Here is a 26,828-nt window from a genome sequence, read left to right on the forward strand (position 1 = left end):
GCAGCCGGGTCCAGAGCAGGGCGCCGAGCGGGCCGCCATCCGCACCAAAGGCGCCGGCGGCGGCACGGCGCGCCACAGCACCGCACAGCACGTCGATCATGATCCGGAAACGGAGCGCCACATCCATGAACAGAACAGGAACATATTTGCTCCGGGGTGGGCAATGTTTTTCTCCTGTTTTGCTTCCCCCCCCGGCCTTTTTCGCTCCTTTTTTCGTTCCGCTGGTTTTTCGTTCCTCTGGTTTTTCGTCCCTCTGGCGCCGGACCGCTCCGTTTCCGCGCGGCGGCGGGGCCAGAGCATCATCCGATCCTTTCGGATCGGATGATGCTCTGTTTATCAATATGATAGCTCATCATCCGATCCTTTCGGATCGGATAAAGATGCTCTGATCATCAACAAGATAGAGCACGACATCCGATCCGTAAGGATCGGAAAGTGCTCTAGCCGCCGGGGCGGAGGTCGGGCGGGGTGGCCTCTGCCTTGAGGGTGGCGATGGCCTCGTCGAGGGTCATGCTGTCCTGCTTGTCGGAACCGAGGCGGCGGATCGAGACGGTCTGCTGCTCGGCCTCGCGGCGGCCGACGACGAGGATGTTCGGCACCAGGGCGAGCGAGAGGTCGCGCACCTTGGCGTTGATCTTTTCGTTGCGGGTGTCGGTGACGACGGCGAGGCCGGCGGCCTTGAGCCGTGCGGCGACCGTCTCGGCATAGTCGTTGGCGTCGGTGACGATGCTGGCCACGGCCGCCTGGGTGGGGGCGAGCCAGAGCGGGAAGCGGCCGGCGCAGTTCTCGATCAAAATGCCGATGAAGCGCTCGAAACTGCCCACGATCGCGCGGTGCAGCATGACCGGGCGGGCGCGGCCGGATTCGGCGGTGACGTAGGAGGCGTCGAGCCGCTCGGGGAGGACGAAATCGACCTGGAGCGTGCCGCACTGCCAGTCCCGCCCGATCGCGTCGCGCAGGACGAATTCGAGTTTCGGGCCGTAGAAGGCGCCTTCGCCGGGATTGACGGTGAATTCGACGCCGGCGGTTTCGCAGGCCGAGCGCAGGGCGGCCTCGGCCTTGTCCCACACCTCGTCCGAGCCGGAGCGCGGGGTCGGGCGGTCGGCGAATTTCACCGCGAAATCGGGGAAGCCGAAATCGGCGTAGATGCTGCGGAGCATCTCGACGAAGCGGACGGTTTCACCGGCGATCTGGTCTTCGGTGCAGAAGATGTGGGCGTCGTCCTGGGCGAAGGCGCGGACGCGCATGATGCCGTGCAGCGCGCCGGAGGGCTCGTAGCGGTGGCAGGCGCCGAACTCGGCCATGCGCAGCGGCAGCTCGCGGTAGGAGCGCAGGCCGTGATTGAAGATTTGTACGTGGCAGGGGCAGTTCATCGGCTTGACGGCGAGAACCTTGTCCTCGTCCTCGACCTCGGCGATGAACATGTGGCTGCGGTAATTGTCCCAGTGGCCGGAGGCTTCCCAGAGCTTGCGGTCGAGCAGCTGCGGGGTGCGGACCTCGATATAGCCGAATTCCTCCTGGCGGCGGCGCATATAGGCTTCCACCGTGCGGTAGAGGCGCCAGCCCTTCTCGTGCCAGAACACGCTGCCGACGGCTTCCTCCTGCATGTGGAAGAGGTCCATCTGCCGGCCGATCTTGCGGTGGTCGCGGCGTTCGGCCTCTTCGAGCTGCTTCAGATGGGCGTCCAGCTCCTTCTGGTCGCGCCAGGCGGTGCCGTAGATGCGGCTGAGCATCGGGTTGCGGTGATCGCCGCGCCAGTAGGCGCCGGCGACCTTGGTCAGCCTGAAGGCGCCGCCGATATCGCCGGTGCCGCGCATGTGCGGGCCGCGGCAGAGATCGAGCCAGTCGCCCTGGCGGTAGATGGTGATGGTCTCGCTGCCCGGCAGGTCGCGGATCAGCTCGGCCTTGAAGCGCTCGCCGCGGGATTCGAAGAAGCTGATCGCCTCGTCGCGCGCCCAGACCTCGCGGGTGAAGGGCGCGTTGGCGGCGATGATCTCGCGCATCTTCGCCTCGATCGCCGGGAGGTCGTCCGGGGTGAAGGGGTCGTTGCGGAAGAAATCGTAATAGAAGCCGCCCTCGATGGCCGGGCCGATGGTGACCTGGGTGCCGGGGAAGAGCGCCTGCACCGCCTCGGCCAGGACATGGGCGGCGTCGTGGCGGATCAGTTCGAGGGAGCAGTCGTCGCGGCGGGTGATGAAGCGGAGGCTGGCATCGGCGTCGAGCGTGCGGGAGAGGTCCATCATCTGGCCATCGACCTCCATCGCCAGCGCCGCCTTGGCGAGGCCGGGCCCGATGGAGGCGGCGATCTCGGTGCCGGTGACGGGGCCCGGATAGTCGCGGACGGAACCGTCGGGCAGGGTGATCGCGGGCATTGCTTGCTCCTTCAGGGCGTGGATGAGCGGTGGTTATGCCCATCCTGTGCCGCGGCGGCAACGTCCGCCACTGCAAGGGCGGCGAGATCGGGGCGGCGGAGGATGGCGGGCCAGCCGCCATCGGGATAGCGCGGGGCGGTCAGCGCGGGATCGGAGGCGCCGCCGAACAGCACGACGGACCGGACGCCGAGGGCGGCGGCGAGGTGCATCGGGCCGGTATCGTTGCCGATGGCGAGGCTGGCGCGGGCGAGCGTGCCGGCGAGTTCGGGGAGGGTGGTGCGGCCGGTGAGGTCGAGCGTGCGCGGGGCGCGGGCGGCGATGGCGGCGGCGAGCGGGGCTTCGGACGCGGTGCCGAGGACGACGCAAGGGAGGTCGAGCCCGGCGGCGAGGGCGCCGAAATGGTCCGCCGGCCAGCGTTTTTCCGGCCGGTGCGGGGCGGCGCCGGGGATCAGCGCGACGAAGCGCTCCGGCAAAGGGAGGGGCGGGGCGGCGCATGTCCAGGCCAGGTCGGGGATCGGCAGGGGCAGGGGGATGCGCGCGGCGGCGAGCTGGCCTTCGATCCGTTCGCGGGTGTGGATGTGGTCGCGCGCGGGATCGGCGTGGGGGAAGGCGCAGCCGGGGGCGATGCCGGACCAGGGCGGGCGGCCGGCGAGGCGGAAATAGCGGCTGGAGCGGCCGGAGGTTTGCAGATCGTAGACCATTGCGAAGCCGCCGAGCGCGCGGCGCAGGCGGCGCAGGCCGGAGAGGTCGAGCGGGCCGGGTTTCGGGTCGATCATCACGCGGTCGAACCAGGGGGCGGCTTCGAGCCAGGGGGCGAAGGGTTTCGTGGTCAGGAGCGCGATTTCGGCATCCGGATGGGCGGCGCGGATCGCGGCGAAGGCGGGGAAGCTGAGCACGATGTCGCCCAGCGCGCCGTGGCGGATGACGAGGAGGCGCGGTTTCACCGCAGCAGCTCGTCATAGACGGCGAGATTGCCGTTCTGCATCGCCGCGATCGAGTAGAATTCGGCGACATAGGCGCGGGCGGCCTCGCCCATCGCGAGGCGGGATTCGGGCGTCAGGTCGAGTGCGGCGTCGAGGGCGGCGGCGAGGTCGTCGGCGTCGCCGGGTTTCGTGCGCCAGCCGGTTTCGCCGTGGCGGATGGTTTCGCGGGCGGCGCCGTGGTCGGTGGCGATGACCATGCGGCGCATCGCCTGGGCCTCGACGATGGTGCGGCCGAAGGCTTCGGGGTCGGTCGAGGCGTTCACCACGATGTCCGCCAGCTTGTAGGCGGCGGGCATGTCGGCGCAGTCGCCGGCGAAGAAGACGCGCAGGGTGAGGTTGAGCCGGCCGATCGTGGCGAGGAGGGAGCGGCGATAGGCCTCGCGCCCCTGGGTGGCGCCGACGAGGAGGAGGATGGCGTCGCGGTGGCGCATGCGGGCGAGCGCCTCGATGGCGACGCGCTGGCCCTTCCAGCCGGTGAGCCGGGCGGGGAGCATGATCACCGGCGCGCCGTCCGGCAGGGCCCAGGCGCGGGCGAGGGTTTCCATCCGCCCGCCGTTCACCGCGTCGGGCGCGAATTTCGCGCAATCCACCCCGCCGGGGACGACGCGCAGCCGCTCCGCCCCGACGCCGTGGCGGGCGCGGACGAGATCGGCGATGAATTCGGAGATCGCGATCACCCTGTCACCGGAAGCCATCACCGCGTTATAGGCCCGTTTGAGCCGGCCGCGCTGGCCGTAGGCGCCGTGATAGGTGGTGACGAAGGGGACATGGCAGCTTCGGGCGGCGAGGCGGGCGGCGATGGCCGGGGCGCGGGAATGGGCGTGGACGAGGGATATCCGCTCGGCGCGGATCAGCCGGGTGAGGTGGTGCGCGGCGGCGAGGAGTTTGAAAGGGTTGCGGGATTCGAGGTCGATCGCGACGTGCTTTCCGCCGGCGCGCTCGACCGCGCGGACCAGACGGCCCGGCTGGCTGGCGACGAAGGCGCGCGCGCCGGTGCGGGACACGGCCTCGGTTAGTTCGACGACCACCTGTTCGACGCCCCCGGTTTCCAGACGCGGCAGAACCTGTAGAATCGCATAATCGGACGGGTGGCGCATTGTTAACCTTTCTTTCATCGCGCCGATACCATGAGCGGATGGCCAAGGGGAGAGCCCAGTGGAGAGCCCAGTGGAGAGCCTGGTGGACGAGCGGATGCTGCGGGTGAAGACGGAAGCGGGCGAACTGGCGGCCGCGCTGCTGGCGGGCGAGGGGCCGGTCGTGGTGTTCCTGCCCGGTTTCGCCTCGGACATGCAGGGGACCAAGGCATTGTTTCTGCGCGATGAATGCGCCGCGCGGGGGCGGGCGATGCTGCGGCTCGACTATTCCGGGCATGGGAATTCGGACGGGCGATTCGAGGCCGGGACGATCGGGCGCTGGGCGGCGGATGCCGAAGCCGTGATCGCCGAGGCGGTGCCGGCGCAAGACCTCGTGCTGGTCGGATCGTCGATGGGAGGGTGGATCGGGCTGCTGTTGGCGCGGCGGCTCGGCGCGCTTCTGGCCGGGTTCGTCGGCATTGCCGCGGCACCTGATTTCACCGCCGAGCTGATGGAGCCGGCTTTCGATGACGCGGCGCGGGCGGCGCTGGCGCGGGACGGGATCTGGCACCTGCCCAATCCCTATGGCGCGGCCACGCCGATCACCGCCGCGTTGCTTGAGGATGGGCGGCGGAATCTGGTGTTGGGCGGGCCGATTCTGCTCGATGCGCCGGTGCGGCTGATCCAGGGGCAGCGCGACGCCGAGGTGCCGTGGCGGACGGCGTTGCGGATCGCCGAGGCGGTCCACAGCACGGATGTGCGGGTCACGCTGGTCAAGGACGGGGAGCACCGGCTGTCGCGCCCGCAGGACCTCGCCCTGATCGCGCGGGAGGTGTTTTCGATCTGACCCGGCAGTCGCCGCGATGTTTTATATGGTGGCCGGCATTCGCCGCGATGTTTTATATATTTGCCGGCATGCGCCGGCGGGGCGTCATAACCGGCGCGCATTGCCCCCCTGCGGGATGGGGTGAAAATTTCATCGAACAAACTGCAAAAACCCCTTGCACCGCCAGAGGTTTTTCCGCATACCGCGCGCTCTTGGCCCCGGGGGGCGCGGCGCGGTGTCGCGTTCTACAGGCTGTCACTGGTTGAGGGGGTTCGCGATGAACGCACTTGCCCGACTGGGGATGGTCTCGGAAATTCCGAGCGAAAACCAGACTGTTGCTCAGGACGCGATCGATGAGGTCGCCGTGCCGAAGGATTATTTCGTCGAGCGTGACGGCGTGAAATTCGCCGGTACGCATCTGCTCGTGGATTTGTGGGGGGCCGAGAAGCTCGATAGTCCCGAACTGATCGACGAGACGCTGCGCCAGGGCGCGCTCGCCGCCGGGGCGACGATCCTGCACAGCCATTTCCACCATTTCACGCCGAATGGCGGCGTGTCCGGCGTGGTGGTGCTGGCGGAAAGCCATATCTCGATCCACACCTGGCCGGAGCGCAACTACGCCGCGATCGACATTTTCATGTGCGGCGTGTGCGATCCCTACAAGGCGATTCCGTTCCTGCGCGCGGCGTTCTCGCCAAGCGACGTGCAGGTGGGCGAGCAGCGCCGCGGCGTCACCGCCTGAGGCCAAACCGTTGACGACGACACACCGCCTTGCCCCCGGCAGGGCGGTGTTTTCGCATGGAGCGAGAGCATGACCGACATGTGGGTGAACGAGACGCTGTATCCGTTCTGGGGCCAGCGCTTCGGGGTGACGCGCGAGCTGGCGCGGACGAAGAGCGACTTCCAGGATATCGCGATCTTCGAGACCGAGTTTCACGGACGGGTGATGATGCTGGACGGCATCGTGCAGATCACCGAGGGCGACGAGTTCGTCTACCAGGAGATGCTGACGCATGTGCCGCTGCTGGCGCATGGCGCGGCGCGCTCGGTGCTGATCATCGGCGCCGGCGATGGCGGCGTGCTGCGGCGGGTGCTGATGCACAAGGGCGTCGAGCGGGCGGTGATGGTCGAGATCGACGGCGAGGTGATCCGGCTGGCGAAGGAGTTCCTGCCGAAGATCGCGGGCGAGGCCTGGAACGATCCGCGCGCGGAGGTGATCGTCGGCGACGGGATCGATTACGTGAAGAAGGCGGCGGATGCGAGTTTCGACGTCATCATCGTCGATTCGACCGACCCGATCGGGGTGGGCGAGGTGCTGTTCACCGATGATTTCTATGCCAATTGCGCGCGCATCCTGACCGCGCGGGGGCTGGTGGTGAACCAGTGCGGCGTGCCGTTCATGCAGGCGGACGAACTGCGCGAGACCTCGGCGCGGCGGCGGAAATTCTTTCCGCACGTGACCGCCTATGTCGCAGCGGTGCCGACCTATGTCGGCGGGTTCATGACGCTGGGCTGGGCCGGCAAGGACGAGGAACTCACCCGTCTGCCGGCGGCGACGATCCGCGCGCGGGCGGAAGCGGCGGGGATTCTCGGGACCACCGAATACTGGTCGCCCGAGATGCACGCGGCGAGCTTCGTGCTGCCGCCTTATATCGCCAAGCATCTGCCGGGCTGATCTGGATACAAGCCGGTCAGGCCGGTAGGGCCTGACGGGGACTCAGGTCGGTCAGGCCGGCAGGGCCTGATCGGGATAAAAGTCGGTCAGGCCGGAAGGGCCTGACGGGGACTCAAGTCGGTCAGGCCGGCAGGGCCTGGCCGATGGCGAGGAATTTGTCGCGCCGTTTCGCCCGCAGCGCCTCGGGCGCGAGGGCGGCGAGGCCGGGCAGGGCTTCGGCGATGGCGGTGCCGAGGGCGGCGATCGCGGCTTCATGATCGCGATGGGCGCCGCCGAGCGGCTCGGCCACGATCCGGTCGATGATGCCGAGGCGCTTGAGATCCTGGGCGGTGATTTTCATCGCCTCGGCCGCCTGGGCGGCGTTGGCGCGGTCTTCCCACAGGATGGCGGCGCAGCCTTCGGGCGAGATCACCGAATAGATCGCGTGTTCGAACATCAGCACCACGTCGGCGGCGGCGATGGCGATGGCGCCGCCGGAGCCGCCCTCGCCGATGATGGTCGAGATGAAGGGCACCGGGGCGGCGAGGCAGGCATCGATGCCGCGGGCGATTGCCTCGGCCTGGCCGCGCGCCTCGGCATCGACGCCGGGATAGGCGCCGGAGGTGTCGACGAAGGAGAGGATGGGCAGGCCGAAGCGGCCGGCCATCTCGATCAGGCGGCGCGCCTTGCGGTAGCCTTCCGGCCGGGGCGAGCCGAAATTGTGCTTCAGCCGCGAGTCGAGATCCCAGCCCTTCTCGATGGCGATGACCATGACCGGCTCGCCCTGGAAGCGGCCCGGCCCGGCGACGATGGCGGCATCCTCGCCAAAGCCGCGGTCGCCGGCGAGCGGGGTGAATTCGGTGATCAGCCCGGCGATGACGTCGCGCGCCTTGGGCCGCTCGGGATGGCGGGCGACCTGGGTTTTCTGCCAGGGCGAGAGCTTGCCATAGAGGTTGCGGAGCTGGCGCTCCGCCTTGTCGGACAGTTGCACGACCTCTTCGGCGATGTTGAGCCCGCCCGGATCGGTCATCCGGCGCAGCTCCTCGATCTTGGCCTCAAGCTCGGCGACCGGCTTCTCGAAATCAAGGAAATGGCGCATGGCCGAGTTCGGTGCCGCAGTTTTCCGCCGGCGTCAAATTCTTCCCGAGCGTGGCGTGCGGCTCAGGCGGTTTCCCTGAACAGCTCGCGGCCGATCAGCATGCGGCGGATTTCCGAGGTGCCGGCGCCGATCTCGTAGAGTTTCGCATCGCGCAGCAGCCGGCCGGTGGCGTAATCGTTGATGTAGCCGTTGCCGCCGAGGCACTGGATCGCCTCCAGCGCCATCCAGGTCGCCTTCTCGGCGGCGTAGAGGATGGCGCCGGCGGCGTCCTTGCGGGTGGTCCGGCCGCGATCGCACGCCTTCGCCACGGTGTAGACATAGGCGCGGGCGGCGCTCATCGTCACGTACATGTCGGCGAGCTTGCCCTGGATGAGCTGGAACTCGCCGATCTTCTGGCCGAACTGCTCGCGCTCGTGGACGTAGGGGATCACGATGTCGAGCGCTGACTGCATGATGCCCAGCGGCCCGGCGGCGAGGACGGCGCGCTCGTAGTCGAGCCCGCTCATCAGCACGTTGACGCCGCGGCCGACGCCGCCGAGCACGTTGGCCTCGGGGACGACGCAATCCTCGAAGACCAGCTCGCCGGTGTTGGAGCCGCGCATGCCGAGCTTGTCGAGCTTCTGGGCGCAGGAGAAGCCGGGCATGGTTTTTTCGATGAGGAAGGCGGTGATGCCGCGCGCGCCGGCTTCAGGGTCGGTTTTCGCGTAGACCACCAGCGTGTCGGCCTCGGGGCCGTTGGTGATCCACATTTTCGTGCCGTTCAGCACGTAGGAATTGCCGCGCTTTTCGGCGCGCAGGCGCATCGAGACCACGTCCGACCCGGCATTGGGCTCGGACATCGCCAGCGCGCCGATTTTCCGGCCGGAGACGAGGTCCGGCAGGTAGCGCTCGCGCTGGGCGTCGGTGCCGTTGAGGCGGATCTGGTTGACGCAGAGATTGGAATGCGCGCCGTAGGACAGGCCGACCGAGGCGGAAGCGCGGGAGATTTCCTCCATCGCGACGCAATGGGCGAGATAGCCCATGCCGGCGCCGCCATATTGCTCCGGCACGGTGATGCCGAGCAGGCCGATGTCGCCCAGTTTCGCCCAGAGATCGGCCGGGAAATCGTTGTCGCGGTCGATCGCGGCGGCGCGGGGGGCGATTTCGGCGTCGGCGAAGCGGCGGACCGTATCGCGCAGGGCGTCGATCTCCTCGCCGAGGTCGAAATCGAGCATGGTGTGGCTATTCGCGCGCATGGCGTTGTCCTTCTCCGCGGTCGAGGCGTGCCGGCATCGCGGCTTCGAGCCAGCCCCAGAGGCCGAGAGCGGCGCCGATGATGCCTTCGGTGCCATTGTAATTGATGACGGCGACGATGCCGAGGGCGGCGCCGGCGACGCCGAGCGCGCGGCTGGCGAAGGCGAAGCCGAGCAGGCCGAGCAGCAGGGCGGGAAAGCCGAACAGGTCTTCGTATTGCAGCCAGAGCACGGCCTGGCGCGGGGCGCAGACCAGCGGGGCGTGGGCGGCGGCGCAGAGGCCGACATAGGCGCGGGGCTCGATCGTCGCCATCCGGAAGCCGATCGCGGCGGCGGCAAGCGCGATCACGACCGCGATTCCGGTCAGCTCGGCTTGTCCAAATCTTGCTCTCATGCCCCTTGCCTCGTAATGGTGCATCGCGAAAACGCCCGCGACAGACCCGGCTGCATATCACGGACCCATGCAAGACCAGAAACACGCCCTGAGCTTCCAGGATATCATTCTCGCGCTGCACCGGTTCTGGGCCCGGCAGGGCTGCGTGATCCTGCAGCCTTACGACATGGAAATGGGCGCGGGAACCTTCCACCCGGCGACCACGCTGCGCTCGCTCGGGCCGAAGCCGTGGGCGGCGGCCTATGTGCAGCCCTCGCGCCGGCCCTCGGACGGGCGGTATGGCGAGAATCCGAACCGGTTGCAGCATTATTACCAGTACCAGGTGATCATGAAGCCCTCGCCGGCGGACGCGCAGGAGCTGCTGCTGGCGAGCTACCGGGAGATCGGGCTCGATCCGCTGCGGCACGATTTCCGCTTCGTCGAGGATGACTGGGAGAGCCCGACGCTGGGCGCCTGGGGGCTCGGCTGGGAAATCTGGTGCGACGGGATGGAGGTGGGGCAGTTCACCTATTTCCAGCAGGTCGGCGGGATCGCGGTGGATGTGCCGAGCTTCGAGATGACCTACGGGCTGGAGCGGCTGGCGATGTATGTGCAGGGGGTGGAGAATGTCTATTCGCTCCGCTTCAACGACGCCGAGGGGCCGCACGCGCTGAGCTATGGCGACGTGTTCCTCCGGGCGGAGAAGGATTATTCGGCGCATAATTTCGAGGTGGCGGATACCGCGATGCTGATGCGGCATTTCGGCGATGCGGAGCGGGAATGCGGGGCGCTGGTGGCGCGGGGGCTGGCGCAGCCGGCCTATGACCAGTGCATCAAGGCGAGCCATCTGTTCAACCTGCTGGACGCGCGCGGGGTGATTTCGGTGACCGAGCGCGCCGCCTATATCGGCCGGGTGCGGACGCTGGCGAAGGCGTGCGCGGAGGTTTGGGTCGCGGGGGAGACAGACCATGGCTGAGTTCTTCCTCGAACTTTTCTCCGAGGAAATTCCGGCGCGGATGCAGCAGGCGGCGGCGGAGCAGCTGGCGAAGCTGGTGGGTGCGCAGCTCGCGCCGCTGTCGCCGCGCGACGTGCGGTCGTTTGGCGCCGCGCGGCGGATCGCGGTGACGGCGACGATTGCGGCCGAGGTGCCGGCATCGGCGAGCGAACTGCGCGGGCCGAAGCTCGCCGCACCGCCGCAGGCGCTGGAGGGGTTCCTGCGCAAGAATGGCGCCGTGCGGGAAGAGCTGGTCGAGGAGGATGGGTATTTCCTGCTCCGGCTGAACCTGCCGTCGCGGCCGGCCGGCGAGCTGATCGCGGGTGAATTCGCGCAGGCGCTGGCCGGGTTCGGCTGGCCGAAATCGATGCGCTGGGGGCAGAGCGGGGCGTTTACCTGGGTGCGGCCGTTGCGCCGGGTGGTGTGCCTGCTCGATGGCACGGTGGTGCCGTTCACGCTCGGGCCGGTTGCGAGCGGGGATGAGAGCGAGGGGCACCGGTTTCTGACGCCGGGCGCGTTCCGGGTACGCTCCGCCGCGCAATGGCAGGAGGAGCTGCGGGCGCGGTTCGTGATCGTCGACGCCGATGAGCGGCGGGAGCGGATCAGGGCCGGGTTGCGCGCGGCGGCCGGGGAAAAAGGGCTCGGCGTTGCCGAGGATGCGGGGCTGCTGGACGAGGTCGCGGGGCTGGTTGAGTGGCCGGTCTGCCTGATCGGGGCGATCGATCCGGGGCAGATGGCGCTGCCGCCGGAGGTGCGCGAACTGTCGATGAAGGTGAACCAGCGCTATTTCGCGACGCGCGACGCGGCGGGGAACCCGGCGCCGTATTTCGCCTTCGTCGCCAATATCGCGGCGAATGACGGCGGGGCGGCGATCATCGCCGGCAATGAGCGGGTGCTGCGGGCGAGGCTCGCGGATGCGGAGCATTTCTGGGCGCAGGACCGCAAGCAGAGGCTGGACTCGTGGCTGCCGAAGCTCGATGCGGTGACGTTCCACGCGAAGCTCGGCACCCAGCATGCGCGGGCCGGGCGGATCGAGGCGCTGGCGCGGGAGATTGCGCGGGCGCTGGGCGCCGACCAGGCAGCGGCGGATGCGGCGGCGCGGGCCGGGCGGCTGTGCAAGGCGGATCTCGTGAGCGGGATGGTCGGCGAGTTCCCCGAGCTGCAGGGCATCATGGGCGGGTATTACGCCGCCTCCTCCGGCGAGGGCGAGGCGATCGCCGCGGCGATCCGCACGCATTACCAGCCGAAAGGCCCGTCGGACGAGGTGCCTTCGGGCGTGATCGCCGCCGCCGTGGCGCTGGCGGACAAGATCGATACGCTGGCCGGGTTCTTCGTGATTGGCGAGAAGCCGACGGGTTCAGGCGATCCCTATGCCTTGCGCCGTGCTGCTCTCGGCGTGATCCGGATTGTGCTGGTGAACCGTTTTGCTCTGCCTCTGCGGCAGATTCTGGACGTGGCTGTTGAGCGAATTAGCGAAAGCAGTTTCGAGGCGGCAGAAAAGACGACTGACAAGGCAATCGCCTACGCCCAAAGTCAGAACGTGCCAGTTGGCGCAAGATTGAGTGCTCGTGGACGGGGCACAGTCTTAGATCCAGCTTCCGGGAAGCAGATCAATTCACGCGTTCCTGAAATCTTTGACTTTATCATTGATCGCTTGCGCGTGCTTTTGAGAAGCGAGGGCAAGCGGTTCGACGTGCTGAATGCCGTTCTGGATACCGCATGGGATGACGACCTGACCCGGCTGATCGCGCGGACCGAGGCGCTCGGGGCGTTCCTGGCCAGCGAGGACGGGGCGAACCTGCTCGCGGCGTATCGGCGGAGTGCCAACATCCTGCGGATCGAGGATGCGAAGGACGGGCCGCACGAGGGCACCATCGATCCCGGCTTGCTGGCCGAGGCGGCGGAGATCGCGCTGGCGGATGCGCTGGAGGCGGTCGATCGCGAGGCCGTGCGGCGCCTGACCGACGAGGATTTCGCCGCCGCGATGCGCGGTTTTGCGGCGCTGCGCGCGCCGGTCGATGCGTTTTTCGATCATGTGACGGTGAATGCGACCAGTGCTGAATTACGCCGCAATCGTCTGCGACTTCTCGCCCGCCTGCGCGACGTGATGCACCGCGTCGCCGATTTCTCGAAACTGGAAGGGTAACGCCCCGATGAGCAAATTCGTCTACAGCTTCGGCCCCGGCGCCAGCGATGGTTCGGCCGCGATGCGCAACCTGCTCGGCGGCAAGGGGGCGAACCTTGCCGAGATGGCGAGCATCGGCCTGCCGGTGCCGCCGGGGTTCACCATCACCACCGAGGTGTGCACCGCGTTCTATGACAATGACCGCGCCTATCCGGAAGGGTTGCGCGAGCAGGTGGACGCGGCGTTGGCGAAGGTCGAGGCGGAGGTGGGGCGGCGCTTCGGCGACAAGCACAACCCGCTGCTGGTCTCGGTGCGCTCGGGCGCGCGGGTGTCGATGCCGGGGATGATGGATACCGTGCTCAATCTCGGGCTCAACGACGTCACCGTGCAGGGGCTGGCCGAGGGGGCGGGGGATTCGCGCTTCGCCTGGGATTCGTATCGGCGGTTCATCCAGATGTACGGCTCGGTGGTGCTCGGTGTGGCGCATCACCGCTTCGAGGAGATCATCGAGAACGTGAAGCTCGATGAGGGCGCGACCGAGGACACCCAGCTTTCGGCGCAGGACTGGCATCGCGTGGTGGAAGCCTACAAGGAAGTCGTGCAGGCCGAGACCGGCAAGCCCTTCCCGCAGGACCCGCACGACCAGCTCTGGGGTGCCGTGGGGGCGGTGTTCGGCTCGTGGATGAACCAGCGGGCGATCACCTACCGGCGGCTGCACGAGATCCCGGCCGACTGGGGCACGGCGGTGAACGTGCAGGCGATGGTGTTCGGCAACATGGGCGAGGATTGCGCGACCGGGGTGTGCTTCACCCGCGACCCCTCGACCGGGATGAACGAGTTCTACGGCGAATATCTGCCGAACGCGCAGGGCGAGGACGTGGTGGCGGGCATCCGCACGCCGCGCCCGCTGTCGAACGCGTATGCGAAGCCGGGCGAGATCAGCCTCGAACAGTCGATGCCGGCGGCCTATGCCGAGCTGGTGCGGGTGCGCGAGACGCTGGAGCGGCATTACCGCGACATGCAGGACATCGAATTCACCATCCAGCAGCAGAAGCTGTACATGTTGCAGACGCGCAACGGCAAGCGGACGGCGCCGGCGAGCGTGCGGATCGCGGTGGAGATGGCGGAATCCGGGCTGATCGACCGGCGCGAGGCGGTGACGCGGGTGAACCCGCAATCGCTCGACCAGCTGCTGCACCCGACGCTCGATCCGAAGGCGAAGAAGACGCTGCTGGCGCGCGGGCTGCCGGCCTCCCCGGGGGCGGCGTCCGGCATCGTCGTGTTCTCGGCCGACGAGGCGGAGATGCGCGCACAGAAGGGCGAGGCGGTGATCCTGGTGCGGATCGAGACCAGCCCTGAGGATATTCACGGCATGCACGCGGCGCGCGGCATTCTGACCACGCGCGGCGGGATGACCAGCCACGCCGCGGTGGTCGCGCGCGGGATGGGGCGGCCCTGTGTTGCGGGTGCGGGCGGCATTCACGTCGATTACGGTGCGAAGACGCTCTCCGCCGGCGGGGTGACGCTGCGCGCGGGCGACACGATCACGTTGGACGGGGCGACGGGCGAGATTTTCACCGGCTTCGTGCCGATGATCGAGCCGCAGCTGTCGGGCGATTTCGCCAAGCTGATGGGCTGGGCCGACGAGGTGCGCCGGCTGCGGGTGCGGGCGAACGCCGAGACGCCGCTGGACGCCGAGACGGCGCGCAAGTTCGGTGCCGAGGGGATCGGGCTGTCGCGCACCGAGCACATGTTCTTCGATCCCGAGCGGATCGGCGCGGTGCGGCAGATGATCATGGCGCAGGACGAGGCCGGGCGCCGGGCGGCGCTGGCGAAGCTGCTGCCGTATCAGCGGCAGGATTTCGTCGCGCTGTTCCGCATCATGGCGGGGCTGCCGGTGACGATCCGCCTGCTCGACCCGCCGCTGCACGAATTCCTGCCGCATGGCGAGGCGGAGCTGGAGGAGGTTGCGCAGGCGCTCGGCATGAGTGTGGACGCGATGCGCCAGCGCGCCGCCGAGCTTTCGGAGGCGAACCCGATGCTCGGGCATCGCGGCTGCCGCCTCGGCATTTCCTTCCCGGAAATCTACGAGATGCAGGCGCGGGCGATTTTCGAGGCGGCGCTGGAGGTGGCGGCCGAGACCGGCAAGGCTCCGGTGCCGGAGATCATGATCCCGCTGGTGGGGATGAAGCGCGAGCTGGACATCACCCGCGGGCAGGTGGAGCGGATTGCCGCCGCCGTGTTCGACGAGGCGGGGCGGGTGCTGGAGTACAGCATCGGCACGATGATCGAGCTGCCGCGCGCGGCGCTGACGGCGGATACGATCGCGCTGTCGGCCGATTTCTTCTCCTTCGGCACCAACGACCTGACGCAGACGGTGTTCGGCCTGTCGCGCGACGATGCCGGCAAGTTCCTGCCGAAATATGTCGAGAGCGGGATTCTGCCGAAGGACCCGTTCGTCTCGATCGATATCGAGGGTGTCGGCGGGATGATCCGCATCGCCGCCGAGCGCGGGCGGAGCACGAAGGCCGGGCTCAAGCTCGGGATTTGCGGCGAGCACGGCGGCGATCCGGCCTCGATCGCGTTCTGCGAGGAGATCGGGCTCGATTACGTGTCGTGCAGCCCGTACCGGGTGCCGGTGGCGCGGCTGGCGGCGGCGCAGGCGGCGATTGGCGCGGGCGGCGACCGGACGGCGTGAGCCGGCCGGTCTGACGCGCGCTGGCGTTTTGCTCCGGCGACCGGACGGCGTGAGCCGGCCGGGCTGACGCACGCTGGCGTCCGGCCGGGCTGACGCACGCTGGCGTTTTGCTCCGGCGACCGGACGGCGTGAGCCGGCCGGGCTGACGCACGCTGGCGTTTTGCTCCGGCGACCGGACGGCGTGAGCTGGATTTTTGCTCCGGCAACCGGATGGCGGAGCAAAAAAACGGTCTGACGTGCGCGGGGGAAAAGTCCGGCGACCGGACGGCGTGAGCCGGAGGGTCTAGAGCACGTTCCGATCCATCAGGATCGGATGTCGTGCTCTATCTTGTTGATAACAAGAGCATCATCCGATCAGATGGCGGCATCTGATCGGATAACGACGCGCTGATTGTCAGCAAGACTCCCGGATCAGGTGGCGATGCTGGCGAGGATGCGCCGCACTTCGGCTTCGAAGGGGCCTCGGCTGTTCTCGGCGGCGAGGCGGCGGAGCCCGGCGTCGCGCATCGCGGTCCATTGCGGTTCGCTGCGGTAGAGCGACGCGATCTGCCTTGCAAAGGCGGCGGCATCATTGCCGGGGACGGCGGCGATCTCCTGACCTTCCGTCCAGCCGAGCTGGCGGCAGAGCAGTTCGGTGGCGACGCAGGGCAGGCCGTAGGAGACGGTTTCGTAGACCTTGTAGGGCGTGCCGGCGGCGAAGCGGGTGGGGGCGATGAACAGGCGGTGTTCGTCGAAGGCGGGCCGGAGATCGGCGACCATGCCGCGCAGTGTCAGCCCGGGGATGTTTTCGAGTTCGGCGAGGTCGAGATCCGGCGCGGTGTAGCCGATGAAGGTGAGGCGCGGCGGGTTGTCCATCACCTTGCGCAGGGCGGGGAGGATCTCGTCGCGATACCAGCGGAGGCTGTCGAGATTCGGGCTGTCCTCGCGGTGGATGCTGCCGATGAAGAGCAGGCCCTCGCGTTCGGCGAAGGGGCGGGGCGTGGGGGCGAGGTCGCGGATGGTGCCGAGCACGGAGACGCTCGGCAGCCCGACGCCGCGCAGCAAGGCGGCTTCGGCCTCGTTCACGGCGGTGAGGTGGCGGCAGACCCTGGCCTCGCCGATTTCGGCGTTGATGGCCGCGGTGAGGTCGAAATCATTGTCGCCGCGCAGGGCGGCGGCCTCGGCCTCGCGCGTGGCGGCGACGGCCTCGGTATCGAGCACGAAGGGGGTTTTTGCCGGGTCGATCCCGGCCTTGGCGAGGATGGGGGCGATGCGGGTGAGGTTGTGGGCGCGGGAGATCCAGAGCGCGTCGTAGAAGCCCGGGCGGTCGGCCAGAAGGGCGGGCAGGGTCAGGATGGTCTGGTCGTGCAGCACCTCGGCGGTTTCGGGCAGGTCGCCGAACTGGCTCATCAGGTCGTGGCGGGCGCCGTTGATCGGCAGGACTGAGACCTGCCAGCCGGCGGCGGCGATGGCGTGCACCACGTCGTTCGCGCGGACGAAGCCGGAGCCGAGATGGCGGACGGGCACGGTGTCCTCGATGAAGAGCAGGCGGCGGCCGGCGCCGTTGCGGGCGCGGGCGCGAACGGCGCTGCCGGGGGTTTTGGCGTCCGCCTGGCGGCGCAGGAAGGCTGCGTGTTTTTCCACGAAGACGCGGCGGCCGCGGCGCATCAGCCTTGCTGCGGCCTCGGTATTGGCGGAGCTGCCGTATTCGAGGTGATGGATCGTCACGTCGGGGTCGTAGACGATGCGGAAGCCGGCCTCGATCATCCGCACGCAGAGATCGACCTCCTCGTAATAGGCGGGCTTGTAGTCCTCGTCGAAGCCGCCGAGGCGCTGGACCAGGTCGGTGCGGCAGAGGAGGAAGACGCCGGAGCAGAAATCGACGTCGCGCACGAAATTGGCTTCCGGGGCGAGCGGCGAGGCATCGCGCAAATAGCCCTGGGTGGAGCCGTCGGCCCAGATGATCGAGCCGGCTTCCTGCAAATGGGCATGGGTGCGGATGACCTTGCCGCCGACCGCGCCGATCGTGGCGGCGGTGGCGAGGCGGCGCAGGGCGGTGGCGATCGCGGCGTAGCCGAGTTCGATGTCGTTGTTGAGATAGAGCACCGCCTGGGCGGTGACGTGGCGGAGGGCGCGGTTGCAGGCGAGCAGGAAGCCGGGATTTTCCGGATCGTGGATGATATGCGCGCCGCGGAGGAAGGTCTCGATCCGCGTGGTGGCGTCGGTCGAGCCATTGTCGACCAGCACCAGCTCGATCTGGCCGGCGAAATTGGCCCGCAGCGAGGCGAGGGCCTGCATCGTCAGGTCGAACTTGTTGTGCACCACCATGATGACCGCGACATCCGGCGTGCCGGTCACGGTGAAGTCGATCCGCTGGCGGGCGAACAGGGCGGCATGGTTGCGGGCGCGCAGCTCGAAGAGCTGGCGGGTGGCGCTCTCCGGCAGGTCGGGCACGCGTTCGGGCGGGCAGTGGCCGAGGCCTTCCTTCAGCCCGATCAGGCGCAGATGGGCGAAGGCGTCGCGCACCGTGCCGGCTTCGAGGTCGGCGCGGACGCTGGCATGGGTGTCGCGGTAATAGACGAGGTCGATGTCGGCGCGGGGGCGGCGCAGTTCGAGCGCGCCGTAGCGGAGGAAATGGTGGAAGCCGCTGCGCAGCGCGCCTGCCTGCACCGCGGCGGCGATGTCGTCATAGGTGTCGAGATGGTAGCTCTCGGAGAATTCGGCGACGGGGTCGAGCCCGGCGGCCTCGCCGCCCGTGATGTAGTGGTGCAGCGCGTTGCGGGCGCGGCCTCCGGCGATGTCCTCGCGGGCCTGTTCGTGGGCGGCGAGATACCAGTCGGGGTCGAAATAGGGCGAGGCGGGCAGCTCGGCCGCGCCGGTGCCGAGCGTGTAGAGGTAGTGGACGAAGGGGCCAAGCTCGTCGAGCCGGGCGAGATTGCCGCCGGCTTCCTCGACCTGCTTGCGGTAGAGATTGCCATCGAACAGGAAATGGCTGAGCCGCAGTTCCCGCTGGCCCCAGCTCAGCCAGTGGTCGTAGCGGCCGCGAATGTTGAACTTGTCGAGATTGTCGAGCGCCATGTCGGGGTAGAGCTCGCCGTAGAGCGTGTCGTCGAACAGCCAGTGCGGGGAGAGGCCGCGATGGCCGAACTGGCAGAAATGGTCGAAGCCGGAGCGGTAGTCGCCCTCGGCCACCAGGACGGCGACGTCCGGGTTGCGCGCCAGATAGAACGCCTCGTCGAACAGCGGGCTCGGGCTGTGGCCCTGGCGCCCGCCGATGGCGAGGTAATGGTCGAGCAGGGCGTCAGGGTTGCTGCCGCAGGGGAGCTCGGGGTGGGCGCGGAGATACCATTCGGCGTCGAACAGCGCCCAGGCGGGTCGTTGGGTGGGGGGCAGGCGCAATAAAATGTCGGCAGATTCTGCCATATGGAATACTTTCGTAGCTTAAATAAATAAAATGCAACACGCGAATGTTTGAGGATAAAAACAGCAAAAATGATGAAGGCGCAAGCGGTTCGATCATCGATATGACAGAGCATGATATCTGACCCAACGGGATCGGATGATGCTCTGATCGCCAATAGGCGGCGGTCAGGCGGCGAGCGGGTTGTAGTGGCGCGCGGCGAGGGCGGCCCAGGCGGTCGGGGCGAGGGCGGGGACCGGCTCGTAGACGAAGGGATCGGCGCCGGGGCCGGGGCCGGTGGTCAGGCCGGTGGCGAGCGGCGCGGCGGCGGCGGTTGCGCGCAGGACGCCGGATGGGGTGCGCGCTGCTTGCAACGACTTGCGGAAGCGCGCGGCTTGTGATGGTGCGGCGGTGCGCAGGGCGAGCAGGGCGAAGGCGGTGCCTTCGGTCCAGATCCCCTGGCTGGCGGCGCTGAAGCCGAGCCCGGCCGGGCGGTTGCGGGGGTGGCCCAGCGCCCGGAGGCAGGACGCGAGGCTGGCGGCGCGGTCGGCTGGCGGCACGAGGCTGGCGAGGAGCGGCCAGAGGCAGGCATCGGCGGCGACGAGGCGGTTGATCCGCCCATCGGGCAGCAGGCCGGTGGCGAACAGGCCCGTGGCGGGGTCGCGCATCGCACGGACGAAGCTGGCGGCGTGGGCGGCCTCCGCGCGCCGGCCGAGCCGGGCGAAGGCGACCGCGAGATCGGTGTTCTGCTCCGTGCTGGTCCAGCCCAGGCGTTGCGGGTGCGGCGGGAAGCCGTAAAGCCCGCCGGTGAAGCCGCGCGGGGCGCGGCACTGGGCGACGACCCAGTCCGCCGCGCGCATCGCCGCCTCGTGATACTGCGCCGCGTTGACCCCGGCGCGGGCGAGGCTGGTCCAGAGCAGGATGGCCCAGGCGATCGGGCCGGTTTCGCTGCCGATCTGGTAGGGGTCTTCGGCCCAGTGGCCGCCCGCCGCATCCCACCAGCCGGGCAGGGGGGTGGCGCCGTCGAGCAGGCGCATCGGCCCGGCGCGATAGGCGTTGCGCAGGCGGGGGGCGGCGCGGTCGGGGTCGTGCGCCTGGGCGAGGGCGAGGGCATCGGCGATGCGGGCGGCGCGCGGCGCATCGCCCGCGGCGAGGAGGGCGAGGCCGGCGAGGGTGTTGTCATAGACATAGGCGACGCCGTCATTCGCGGGGAAGAAGGCGGGGAAGCGGCGATTGGCCGCGCTGTCCGGATAGCTCGCCAGCAGGGCAGGGCCGGCGGGAAGCGAGTCGAGTGCCGCAGCGATGGCGGCGCCGGGAGATGGTGGTGCTGCGGCGCGGGCGGTGGTGTGGGCGAGGGCCGGGCTCGTGGCGAGCCCGGCGAGCAGGGCGCGGCGGCGGATGGGCCGCGCCGCGCCCCGCATGGTCAGGACAGCGCCTCGACCAGCGCCTCGGCGGTGCGGCCATTGGCGATGGTGGCGGCGCGACGGTCGAAATGCACGCCGTTGACGCGGGCGAAGGCGTGGTGGACGGCGGGATAGACATGCGAGGAGACCAGGGCGTTGCCGCTGGTTGCCGCCATCACCGCGTCGCGCGCGTCCTTCGGCGCGAACTCGTCAAGCTCGGCCATGTGCATCACCAGCTTGCGGCTGATATTGGCGAATTCGGGGATCAGCTTGTCGAGCATGACGCCGTAATAGGAGATGTTCACATCGGCGTCCGACCGCGTGGCCATCATCACCGCGAGGCGGCCGCCGAGGCAGAAGCCGACGGTGCCGACCTTGCCGTTGCAGCCCGGCAGGGCGCGGGCGGTGGCGAGGGTGGTTTTCAGATCCTCGATCCCCTTGTCCTGGTCGAACCCGTTCATCAGCTCGAAGGCGCGCTTCCACTCGCCCTCGGACTTGTCGGTGAGGTCGACGCCCGGCTCCTGCCGCCAGAACAGGTCCGGCGCGATGGCGATGAAGCCCATCTCGGCGATTTCCTGGCAGGTCGCGCGGAGTGCGTCGTTCACGCCGAAGATTTCCTGGATCACCACGACGGCGCCGGTCGGCTTGACGGACGGGGTGACGGTGTAGGCCTTGAACGCGCCCGAACCGTCGGCGGCCTTGATGTCGATGCTGCCGATGGTGGTCGTGATCTGGTCAGTCATGAAGCTCTCCCTGAGCGCTGGTTACAACAACGCGCCGCCCGGACACCGGGCAGCGCGGCTGGCTTATAGATAGTGCTCTTCCGGCGGGAGAAAACCGTTGAACCCCTGGCTTGCGTAACTTGTCACGTAGGCGCCGGCCTCGTGGATCAGCACGCGGTCGCCGGCGGCGAGGGCGGCGGGCAGCGGGCAGGGCGTGTTGCGGTACATCACGTCCACGCCATCGCAGCTCGGCCCGGCGAGCACGGAAGGCGCGTCGGCGCCGGCGACGCCGGGGGCGGTGATGCGGTAGCGGATCGCCTCGCCCTCGGTTTCGGCGAGGCCGCCGAACCGGCCGAGATCGAGATAGACCCAGCGGCGGCCTTCATCCTCGTGCCGTGTGCAGGCGAGCACCACCTCGCTCACCGCCACCCCGGCATCGCCGACGATGGCGCGGCCGGGCTCGATCAGCAGGTCCGGCAGGTTGTTGCCGAAGGCCTCGCGCACGGCATCCATGATCGCTGCGCCGAAATCGCCCAGTGGCGGGATGTCGTCGCGGTAGCGGGTCGGGAAGCCGCCGCCGAGATTGAGCAGCCGCAAATCGATCCCGCGGGCCCGCAGGTCGGTGAACACGGCGGCGGCCTGGCCGATCGCGGTGCGCCAGGCGCCCACGCCGGTCTGCTGGCTGCCGACATGGAAGGAGACGCCCCACGGAATGAGGCCGAGCGCCTCGGCGCGCAGCAGCAGCGCGCGCGCATGATCGCCGCTGGTGCCGAATTTGCGCGAGAGCGGCCAGTCCGCCCCGTCCTGGCTGACGGCGAGGCGGCAATAGACTTTTGCGCCGGGCGCGGCCTCGGCGAGCTTGTCCAGCTCCTCGTCGGAATCGAAGGCGAAGAGATCGACGCCGCTTGCATGCGCCTCGGCGATGGCGGTGCGCTTCTTGACCGTGTTGCCGAAGCTGATCGCGCCGGGGGTGGCGCCGGCGGCGAGGCAGGCGCGGATTTCCTCGATGCTGGCGGCATCGAAGCGCGAGCCGAGGCCGACCAGACGATCGAGCACCGGGGCGGCGGGGTTGGCCTTCACCGCGTAGTAGATCGCGGCGTCGGGCAGGGCGGCGCGCAGGGCGGCGAAATTCGCCGCGACGCGGTCGAGATCGACCAGGATCGCCGGCGTGGACACCATGCCGGAATCGAGAAAACGGGCGAGCTTGGGGGTCATTGCCCTCTCCCTTGCAAATCTCGGGGCCAGGCGCCCGGGGGCGCGCGGCGGGTTGCGAAACGGTCGAACGAACCAGCGACCAGACGGAACCGGCACGAGGGCCGGCAGTTGCCAGAACGCTTGACGTCGTTGCGTAACCCCCGATGGGAGGCAGAGGCACGTGCGTTGCTGCGTGAGGCGCGACATAGGGCCATCGCCTCGCCGCTGCAAGTGAAATTTCGGCCCATGCGGGGTGCCGGAATTGCGTAAGGAAATGCAACACTTGCCCCAAGGCGAAACGAATTCGGCTATTGTAACAGCCATGGAGACAATGCCCCATATTCTGGTGGTCGATGACGACCACGACATCCGCGAGTTGCTGGCGCGGTTTCTCGAACGCCAGCGCTTCCGCGTTACCGCCGTGCGCGATGCGCGCGAGGCGCGGCGGGCCTTTCTCAACGGGCATTACCAGCTCGTCGTGCTCGACCTGATGCTGCCGGGGGAGCCGGGAATCGATTTCGCCCGCTGGCTGCGCGAGGATTCGCAGGTGCCGATCATCATGCTGACGGCGCTCGGCGAGGAGCCGGACCGGATCATCGGGCTCGAACTCGGCGCCGATGATTACGTGACCAAGCCGTTCAACCCGCGCGAGCTGGTGGCACGGATTCGCGCCGTGCTGCGCCGGGTGGGCGAGGGCGACGCGCACGGGCACGAGACCTCGGCGCGGCATTACCGCTTCGCCGGCTGGACGCTGGAGACCGCGCGGCGCCGGCTGGTCGACCCGCACGGGATCGAGGTGCCGCTGACCGGCGGGGAATACGACCTGCTGCTCGCCCTGCTCGACCGGCCCAACCGGGTGCTGACGCGCGACATGCTGCTCGACCTGCTGCGCGGGCGGCAGGCGGGGCCGTTCGACCGGGCCATCGACGTCGCGATCTCGCGGCTGCGGCGCAAGCTGGAGGATGACGGCCGCCGCGCGCAGATCATCAAGACGGTGCGCGGCGGCGGCTATGTCCTGGCTGCTGCCGTCGAGCGGTCATGAGGCCAGGATGGTGGCGGCCCGGCCGGTTCTGGCCGGCGAGCCTTGCCTGGCGCACCGGGCTCACGCTGCTGGTCGGCTTCTCGGTCATCCAGGCGGTCGGCCTCGGCATTCATGTGCTCAACCAGATCGACGTGAACCGGGTGGTGGCGGAGCGGGCGATCGCCTCGCGGGACGGGGCGATCTATCGGCGGGTGGCGGGCGCGCCGCCGGACCGGCGGGCGGCGATCGTCGCGTCCATCAACGGCGAGGGGGGCGACCGGGTGAGCCTCGACGCCAGCCCGCCCTTCATCGGCAGTTTCACCCTGCCGCTGCCGACGCGGCAGATGATCCAGGGCTCGCTGCTCGCCTTTCCGACGCCGGAATTCCTCCAGCCGCGGCAGGTGGTGATGCGCGGCAGCATGTCGCCCGCCACCCTGATCCTGAGTTTCCAGCTGCCCGACAGCCCGGACTGGCTGACGGTGCGCAGCCCGTTCCGGCCGAGCCCGCCCTGGGAGCAGCCGGGCTTCGCCAGCGCCTTCCTGGTGATGTTCGTGCTGGGCGGGCTGCTGATTTTCTGGGGGGTGGTCCGGCTGACGGCGCCGGTGCGGACACTGGCGGCGGCGGCGGAGCAGCTTGGCCGCGACATCGCCCACGCGCCCGCCCTGCCGGAGCGCGGGCCGGTGGAGATCGCCACCGCGGCGCTGGCGTTTAATACCATGGCCGCGCGCATCCGCCGCTTCGTCGAGGACCGGACCTTCCTGCTCACCGCGATCGGCCATGATTTGCGGACCCCGATCACGCGGCTGCGGCTGCGGGCGGAATTCCTGGAGGATGACGCGCAGCGGGACAAGATCCTCGCCGATCTCGCCGAGCTGGAGGCGATGCTGGCCGCGACCATCGCCTTTGGCCGCGACGTGGCGCAGACCGAGGCGTCGGTCCCGGTCGATCTCGCGATCCTGCTGCGCACGGTGATCGACGAGACCGCCGATATCGCGCCGGGGGCGGCGCGGCGGATGCGGTATCAGGGGCCGGATCATGTCACCATCCGCGGGCGGCCGCTGGCGCTCAAGCGGGCTTTCGCCAACCTGATCGGCAATGCGGTGAAATACGGCCAGGCCGCGCGGGTGACGTTGCAGCGGGCCGAGCGGCACACGATGCGGATCGATATCGAGGATGACGGGCCGGGCGTGCCGCCGGGCGAGCTGGAGCGGGTGTTCGAGCCGTTCCGCCGGCTGGAGACCAGCCGCAACCGCGAGACCGGCGGCTCGGGGCTGGGGCTGGCCATCGCCCGCAACGCGATCCGCGCGCATGGCGGCGACATCACGCTGGCGAACCGGCCGGGCGGCAAGGGGCTGATCGCCAGCGTCTATCTGCCGGAGTGAGGCGAAGCGCCGATCTTTACGAGGCGGCGGCTTCGAGGTTGCGATCGTTTCCAAAAGATTAAGGAGAATACAGACATTTTCCCGATACCGTGATAAAAATGGCATGGATACTGCATTTTTTTCTTGCGGGTTGCTTGTGTGGGGCCATATCGTAAGCGGAAGAAACATTCGCCGGCGCCGGTTCGTGGCGCCTGAAACGCGAGTCGCCGCTCGTCCCGGTTGAGGGTGCGCGGCGGGCCGGTCGTCCCCGCGGGGACCGGCGCCGGAGTGACGCCATGTCGTTCATCCGGCCGCAACCCAAGACCCGTCCGGCCTGCGCCGCGCCGCTCTCGCTGGCGGGCCGCCGCCGTTGCGGGCCGACTGAAAGCGAGGCCTCACATGTCGCAACAAGCATCCGCCGCCGCCACACCCTCTCCACAATCCGGGCGGCTCAAGCAGCACCACACGCTCTCGCTCGGCAATCTCGGCGCCGGGACCATCGGCAACGTGCTCGAATGGTACGATTTCGGGCTTTACGGCTATCTCGCGCCGATGATCGGCAGCCTGTTCTTTCCCTCGGCCGACAAGATCGCCTCGCTGCTCGGCGCTTATGGCGGCTTTGCCATCGGGTTCATGATGCGGCCGATCGGCGGCGTGCTGTTCGGCCATCTGGGCGACCGGGTGGGGCGGCAGACCGTGCTGGTGACCTCGGTGGTGATGATGGGGCTGGCGACCACGGCGGTCGGGCTGTTGCCGACCTATCAGCAGATCGGCTTCTGGGCGCCGGTGCTGCTGCTGGTGGTGCGGTTGTTCCAGGGCCTGTCGGTGGGCGGGGAGTTCACCGGCTCGGTGTCGTATCTGGTGGAGACAGCGCCTGCCAACCGGCGGGGCTTTGCCGGCAGTTTCGCCAATTTCGGCTCGACCGGGGGCTATCTGCTCGCCGCCGGCTTCGCCGCGCTGACCACGCTGTTCGCCGGGAACCATGCGGTGCAGGGCTGGGCCTGGCGGCTGCCGTTCCTGGCCGGCGGGGTGCTCGCGGTGCTGGCCTATCTGGTGCGCTCGCGGCTGACCGATACCGGCTACGAGCCGGACAAGGCGGCGAAGGACGACGAGTTGCCGATCCGCCAGGCGTTCCGCCGCAGCCCGAGGATCATGCTGCTGGCGATGCTGTTCACCTGGGGCTATGGCGTGGCGGATTATCTCACCCTCGTGTTCCTGCCGACCTTCGGGGCGAAGTTCGGCGCGATTTCGGACAGCCGGGCCCTGGAGATCGTCACCGTGACGCAGCTGTTCGTGCTGGTGCTGATCCCGCTTGCGGGCTGGCTGACGGATCACTGGATCCTGCGCCGCTCCTGGCTCATCGGCAGTTTCGGCCTGTTGCTGGTGCTGGCCCTGCCGTTCTTCGCGATGGCGGAGCACGCGATGACGCCGTTCGCCATCGCCCAGGTGATTTCGGGCCTGCTGCTCGGCGCGATCATGGGGGTGGCGCCGGCGATGCTCTCCGAGCAGTTCCGCTCGGAATACCGGCTGTCGGGCTATTCGCTGGCGTTCAATGTCGGGCTCGGGATCGGCGGCGGGACCGCGCCGCTGATCGCCACAGCACTGATCGGGCTGACCGGGTTCAAGCTCGCCGCCGGCGCCTATCTGCTGGTGGGGTGCGCGATGTCGCTCGTGGCGCTGTGGATGCTGAAGGATCGCGGCCGCCAGCCCTTGAGGTGAGCGCGGTGTGGCGGCGGGGCGATTGACGCGCCCGCCGCGATGGGACAGGGTTTCGGACGGAAATGTCATGAAATCTGCTCCATTCGATTATGTTCGTGCCGGGTCGGTCGCCGAGGCGATCGGCCTGCTTGCCGCCCGCGAGGGGGCGGTGCTGCTGGCCGGCGGGCAGAGCCTGCTGCCGGCGCTCAATTTCCGGCTGTCGGCGCCCAGCCTGCTGGTCGATATCGGCCGGATCGAGACGCTGCGGCGGATCGAGGTGACGGCGACGATGCTGCGGATCGGCGCCGGCTGCACCCATGCGATGCTGCTCGAAGCCCCCGAGATTGCCGCCCATGCGCCGCTGATCGCAACCGCGCTCGCCCATGTCGCGCATCCGGCGATCCGCACCCGGGGGACCATCGGCGGCAGCCTCGCCAATGCCGATCCGGCGGCGGAACTGCCGGCCTGCATGCTGGCGCTCGATGCGACGATCATCGCCGAGGGGAAAGCCGGCGCGCGGCGGATCGCGGCGGCGGATTTTTTCACCGGATTGTTCGGGACGGCGCTGGAGCCGGGGGAGATTCTCACCGCGGTGGAGATTCCGCTGGTGAAGGGGCGGCT

The 26,828-nt window shown here is 68.8% G+C and carries 20 protein-coding genes; 10 read left to right on the top strand and 10 right to left on the bottom strand.

Annotated elements, in window-relative coordinates:
- Nucleotides 1–440: 440 nt before the first annotated feature.
- From thrS to B7Z76_RS14180, 3 genes are read right to left on the bottom strand one after another with little or no spacing between them, the layout of a single operon-like run.
- Nucleotides 441–2,372, bottom strand: a complete 1,932-nt coding sequence (gene thrS / locus B7Z76_RS14170; RefSeq protein WP_291344751.1) for a threonine--tRNA ligase — start codon at nucleotides 2,370–2,372, stop codon at nucleotides 441–443.
- Between the two features lie 11 nt (nucleotides 2,373–2,383).
- Complete coding sequence (locus B7Z76_RS14175; RefSeq protein ID WP_291344753.1) at nucleotides 2,384–3,316, bottom strand: glycosyltransferase family 9 protein; 933 nt, start codon at nucleotides 3,314–3,316, stop codon at nucleotides 2,384–2,386.
- Entirely contained in the window at nucleotides 3,313–4,452 is a 1,140-nt protein-coding gene (locus B7Z76_RS14180; RefSeq protein ID WP_291344755.1) for a glycosyltransferase family 4 protein, read from the bottom strand. Before B7Z76_RS14180 ends, B7Z76_RS14175 begins: the two co-directional genes overlap by 4 nt.
- Nucleotides 4,453–4,546: 94 nt before the next feature.
- Between B7Z76_RS14180 and B7Z76_RS14185 the strand changes: the two genes are divergently transcribed.
- The 3 genes from B7Z76_RS14185 (at nucleotide 4,547) to speE (ending at nucleotide 6,929) form a co-directional block, all read left to right on the top strand.
- Nucleotides 4,547–5,275, top strand: a complete 729-nt coding sequence (locus B7Z76_RS14185; protein WP_291344774.1) for a carboxylesterase — start codon at nucleotides 4,547–4,549, stop codon at nucleotides 5,273–5,275.
- A gap of 256 nt (nucleotides 5,276–5,531) precedes the next feature.
- Nucleotides 5,532–5,996 carry an adenosylmethionine decarboxylase gene (gene speD / locus B7Z76_RS14190; protein WP_174503842.1) on the top strand — a complete coding sequence of 155 codons (465 nt, stop codon included), beginning with the start codon at nucleotides 5,532–5,534 and terminating at the stop codon, nucleotides 5,994–5,996.
- A 69-nt stretch (nucleotides 5,997–6,065) separates the two neighbouring features.
- A complete protein-coding gene (gene speE / locus B7Z76_RS14195; protein WP_174503843.1) occupies nucleotides 6,066–6,929 on the top strand; it encodes a polyamine aminopropyltransferase in 864 nt (287 codons plus the stop codon).
- A gap of 121 nt (nucleotides 6,930–7,050) precedes the next feature.
- Here the strand turns inward: speE and B7Z76_RS14200 are convergent, their stop codons facing one another.
- The 3 genes from B7Z76_RS14200 to B7Z76_RS14210 form a co-directional block, all read right to left on the bottom strand.
- Nucleotides 7,051–8,007, bottom strand: a complete 957-nt coding sequence (locus tag B7Z76_RS14200; protein WP_174503844.1) for an acetyl-CoA carboxylase carboxyltransferase subunit alpha — start codon at nucleotides 8,005–8,007, stop codon at nucleotides 7,051–7,053.
- A gap of 62 nt (nucleotides 8,008–8,069) precedes the next feature.
- Nucleotides 8,070–9,242, bottom strand: coding sequence for an isovaleryl-CoA dehydrogenase (locus B7Z76_RS14205; protein ID WP_291344757.1), 1,173 nt, complete (start codon nucleotides 9,240–9,242; stop codon nucleotides 8,070–8,072).
- Entirely contained in the window at nucleotides 9,229–9,633 is a 405-nt protein-coding gene (locus B7Z76_RS14210; protein ID WP_174503846.1) for a hypothetical protein, read from the bottom strand. Before B7Z76_RS14210 ends, B7Z76_RS14205 begins: the two co-directional genes overlap by 14 nt.
- A gap of 67 nt (nucleotides 9,634–9,700) precedes the next feature.
- Between B7Z76_RS14210 and B7Z76_RS14215 the strand changes: the two genes are divergently transcribed.
- The 3 genes from B7Z76_RS14215 to ppdK are packed head-to-tail and all read left to right on the top strand — an operon-like array spanning nucleotide 9,701 to nucleotide 15,429.
- Nucleotides 9,701–10,588 (top strand): glycine--tRNA ligase subunit alpha, encoded by an 888-nt coding sequence (locus B7Z76_RS14215; protein ID WP_174503847.1) that lies wholly within the window; start codon nucleotides 9,701–9,703, stop codon nucleotides 10,586–10,588.
- A complete protein-coding gene (gene glyS, locus B7Z76_RS14220) occupies nucleotides 10,581–12,752 on the top strand; it encodes a glycine--tRNA ligase subunit beta (protein WP_291344760.1) in 2,172 nt (723 codons plus the stop codon). Before B7Z76_RS14215 ends, glyS begins: the two co-directional genes overlap by 8 nt.
- A gap of 7 nt (nucleotides 12,753–12,759) precedes the next feature.
- Nucleotides 12,760–15,429, top strand: coding sequence for a pyruvate, phosphate dikinase (ppdK, locus tag B7Z76_RS14225; protein ID WP_174503849.1), 2,670 nt, complete (start codon nucleotides 12,760–12,762; stop codon nucleotides 15,427–15,429).
- 411 nt (nucleotides 15,430–15,840) lie between these two features.
- Here the strand turns inward: ppdK and B7Z76_RS14230 are convergent, their stop codons facing one another.
- The 4 genes from B7Z76_RS14230 to B7Z76_RS14245 form a co-directional block, all read right to left on the bottom strand.
- Nucleotides 15,841–18,831 (bottom strand): glycosyltransferase, encoded by a 2,991-nt coding sequence (locus B7Z76_RS14230; protein WP_291344763.1) that lies wholly within the window; start codon nucleotides 18,829–18,831, stop codon nucleotides 15,841–15,843.
- Between the two features lie 165 nt (nucleotides 18,832–18,996).
- Complete coding sequence (locus B7Z76_RS14235) at nucleotides 18,997–20,229, bottom strand: hypothetical protein (RefSeq protein ID WP_291344765.1); 1,233 nt, start codon at nucleotides 20,227–20,229, stop codon at nucleotides 18,997–18,999.
- A gap of 2 nt (nucleotides 20,230–20,231) precedes the next feature.
- The gene (locus tag B7Z76_RS14240) at nucleotides 20,232–20,954 is read right to left on the bottom strand and encodes a dienelactone hydrolase family protein (protein ID WP_291344767.1); all 723 of its coding nucleotides are present in this window, start codon (nucleotides 20,952–20,954) and stop codon (nucleotides 20,232–20,234) included.
- Between the two features lie 63 nt (nucleotides 20,955–21,017).
- Nucleotides 21,018–22,148 (bottom strand): type III PLP-dependent enzyme, encoded by a 1,131-nt coding sequence (locus B7Z76_RS14245; protein WP_174503853.1) that lies wholly within the window; start codon nucleotides 22,146–22,148, stop codon nucleotides 21,018–21,020.
- Between the two features lie 301 nt (nucleotides 22,149–22,449).
- Between B7Z76_RS14245 and B7Z76_RS14250 the strand changes: the two genes are divergently transcribed.
- From B7Z76_RS14250 to B7Z76_RS14265, 4 genes are all read left to right on the top strand, one after another.
- Nucleotides 22,450–23,169, top strand: a complete 720-nt coding sequence (locus tag B7Z76_RS14250; protein ID WP_291344769.1) for a response regulator — start codon at nucleotides 22,450–22,452, stop codon at nucleotides 23,167–23,169.
- A complete protein-coding gene (locus tag B7Z76_RS14255; RefSeq protein WP_174503855.1) occupies nucleotides 23,166–24,530 on the top strand; it encodes an ATP-binding protein in 1,365 nt (454 codons plus the stop codon). The genes B7Z76_RS14250 and B7Z76_RS14255 overlap by 4 nt, the downstream gene beginning before the upstream one ends.
- Nucleotides 24,531–24,908: 378 nt before the next feature.
- Entirely contained in the window at nucleotides 24,909–26,228 is a 1,320-nt protein-coding gene (locus tag B7Z76_RS14260; RefSeq protein WP_291344771.1) for an MFS transporter, read from the top strand.
- A gap of 67 nt (nucleotides 26,229–26,295) precedes the next feature.
- Nucleotides 26,296–26,828, top strand: a 533-nt coding sequence (locus tag B7Z76_RS14265; RefSeq protein WP_291344772.1) for a xanthine dehydrogenase family protein subunit M, incomplete at its 3' end; no start/stop codon positions are given.

Source organism: Acidiphilium sp. 20-67-58 (assembly GCF_002255515.1).
Classification (GTDB): domain Bacteria; phylum Pseudomonadota; class Alphaproteobacteria; order Acetobacterales; family Acetobacteraceae; genus Acidiphilium.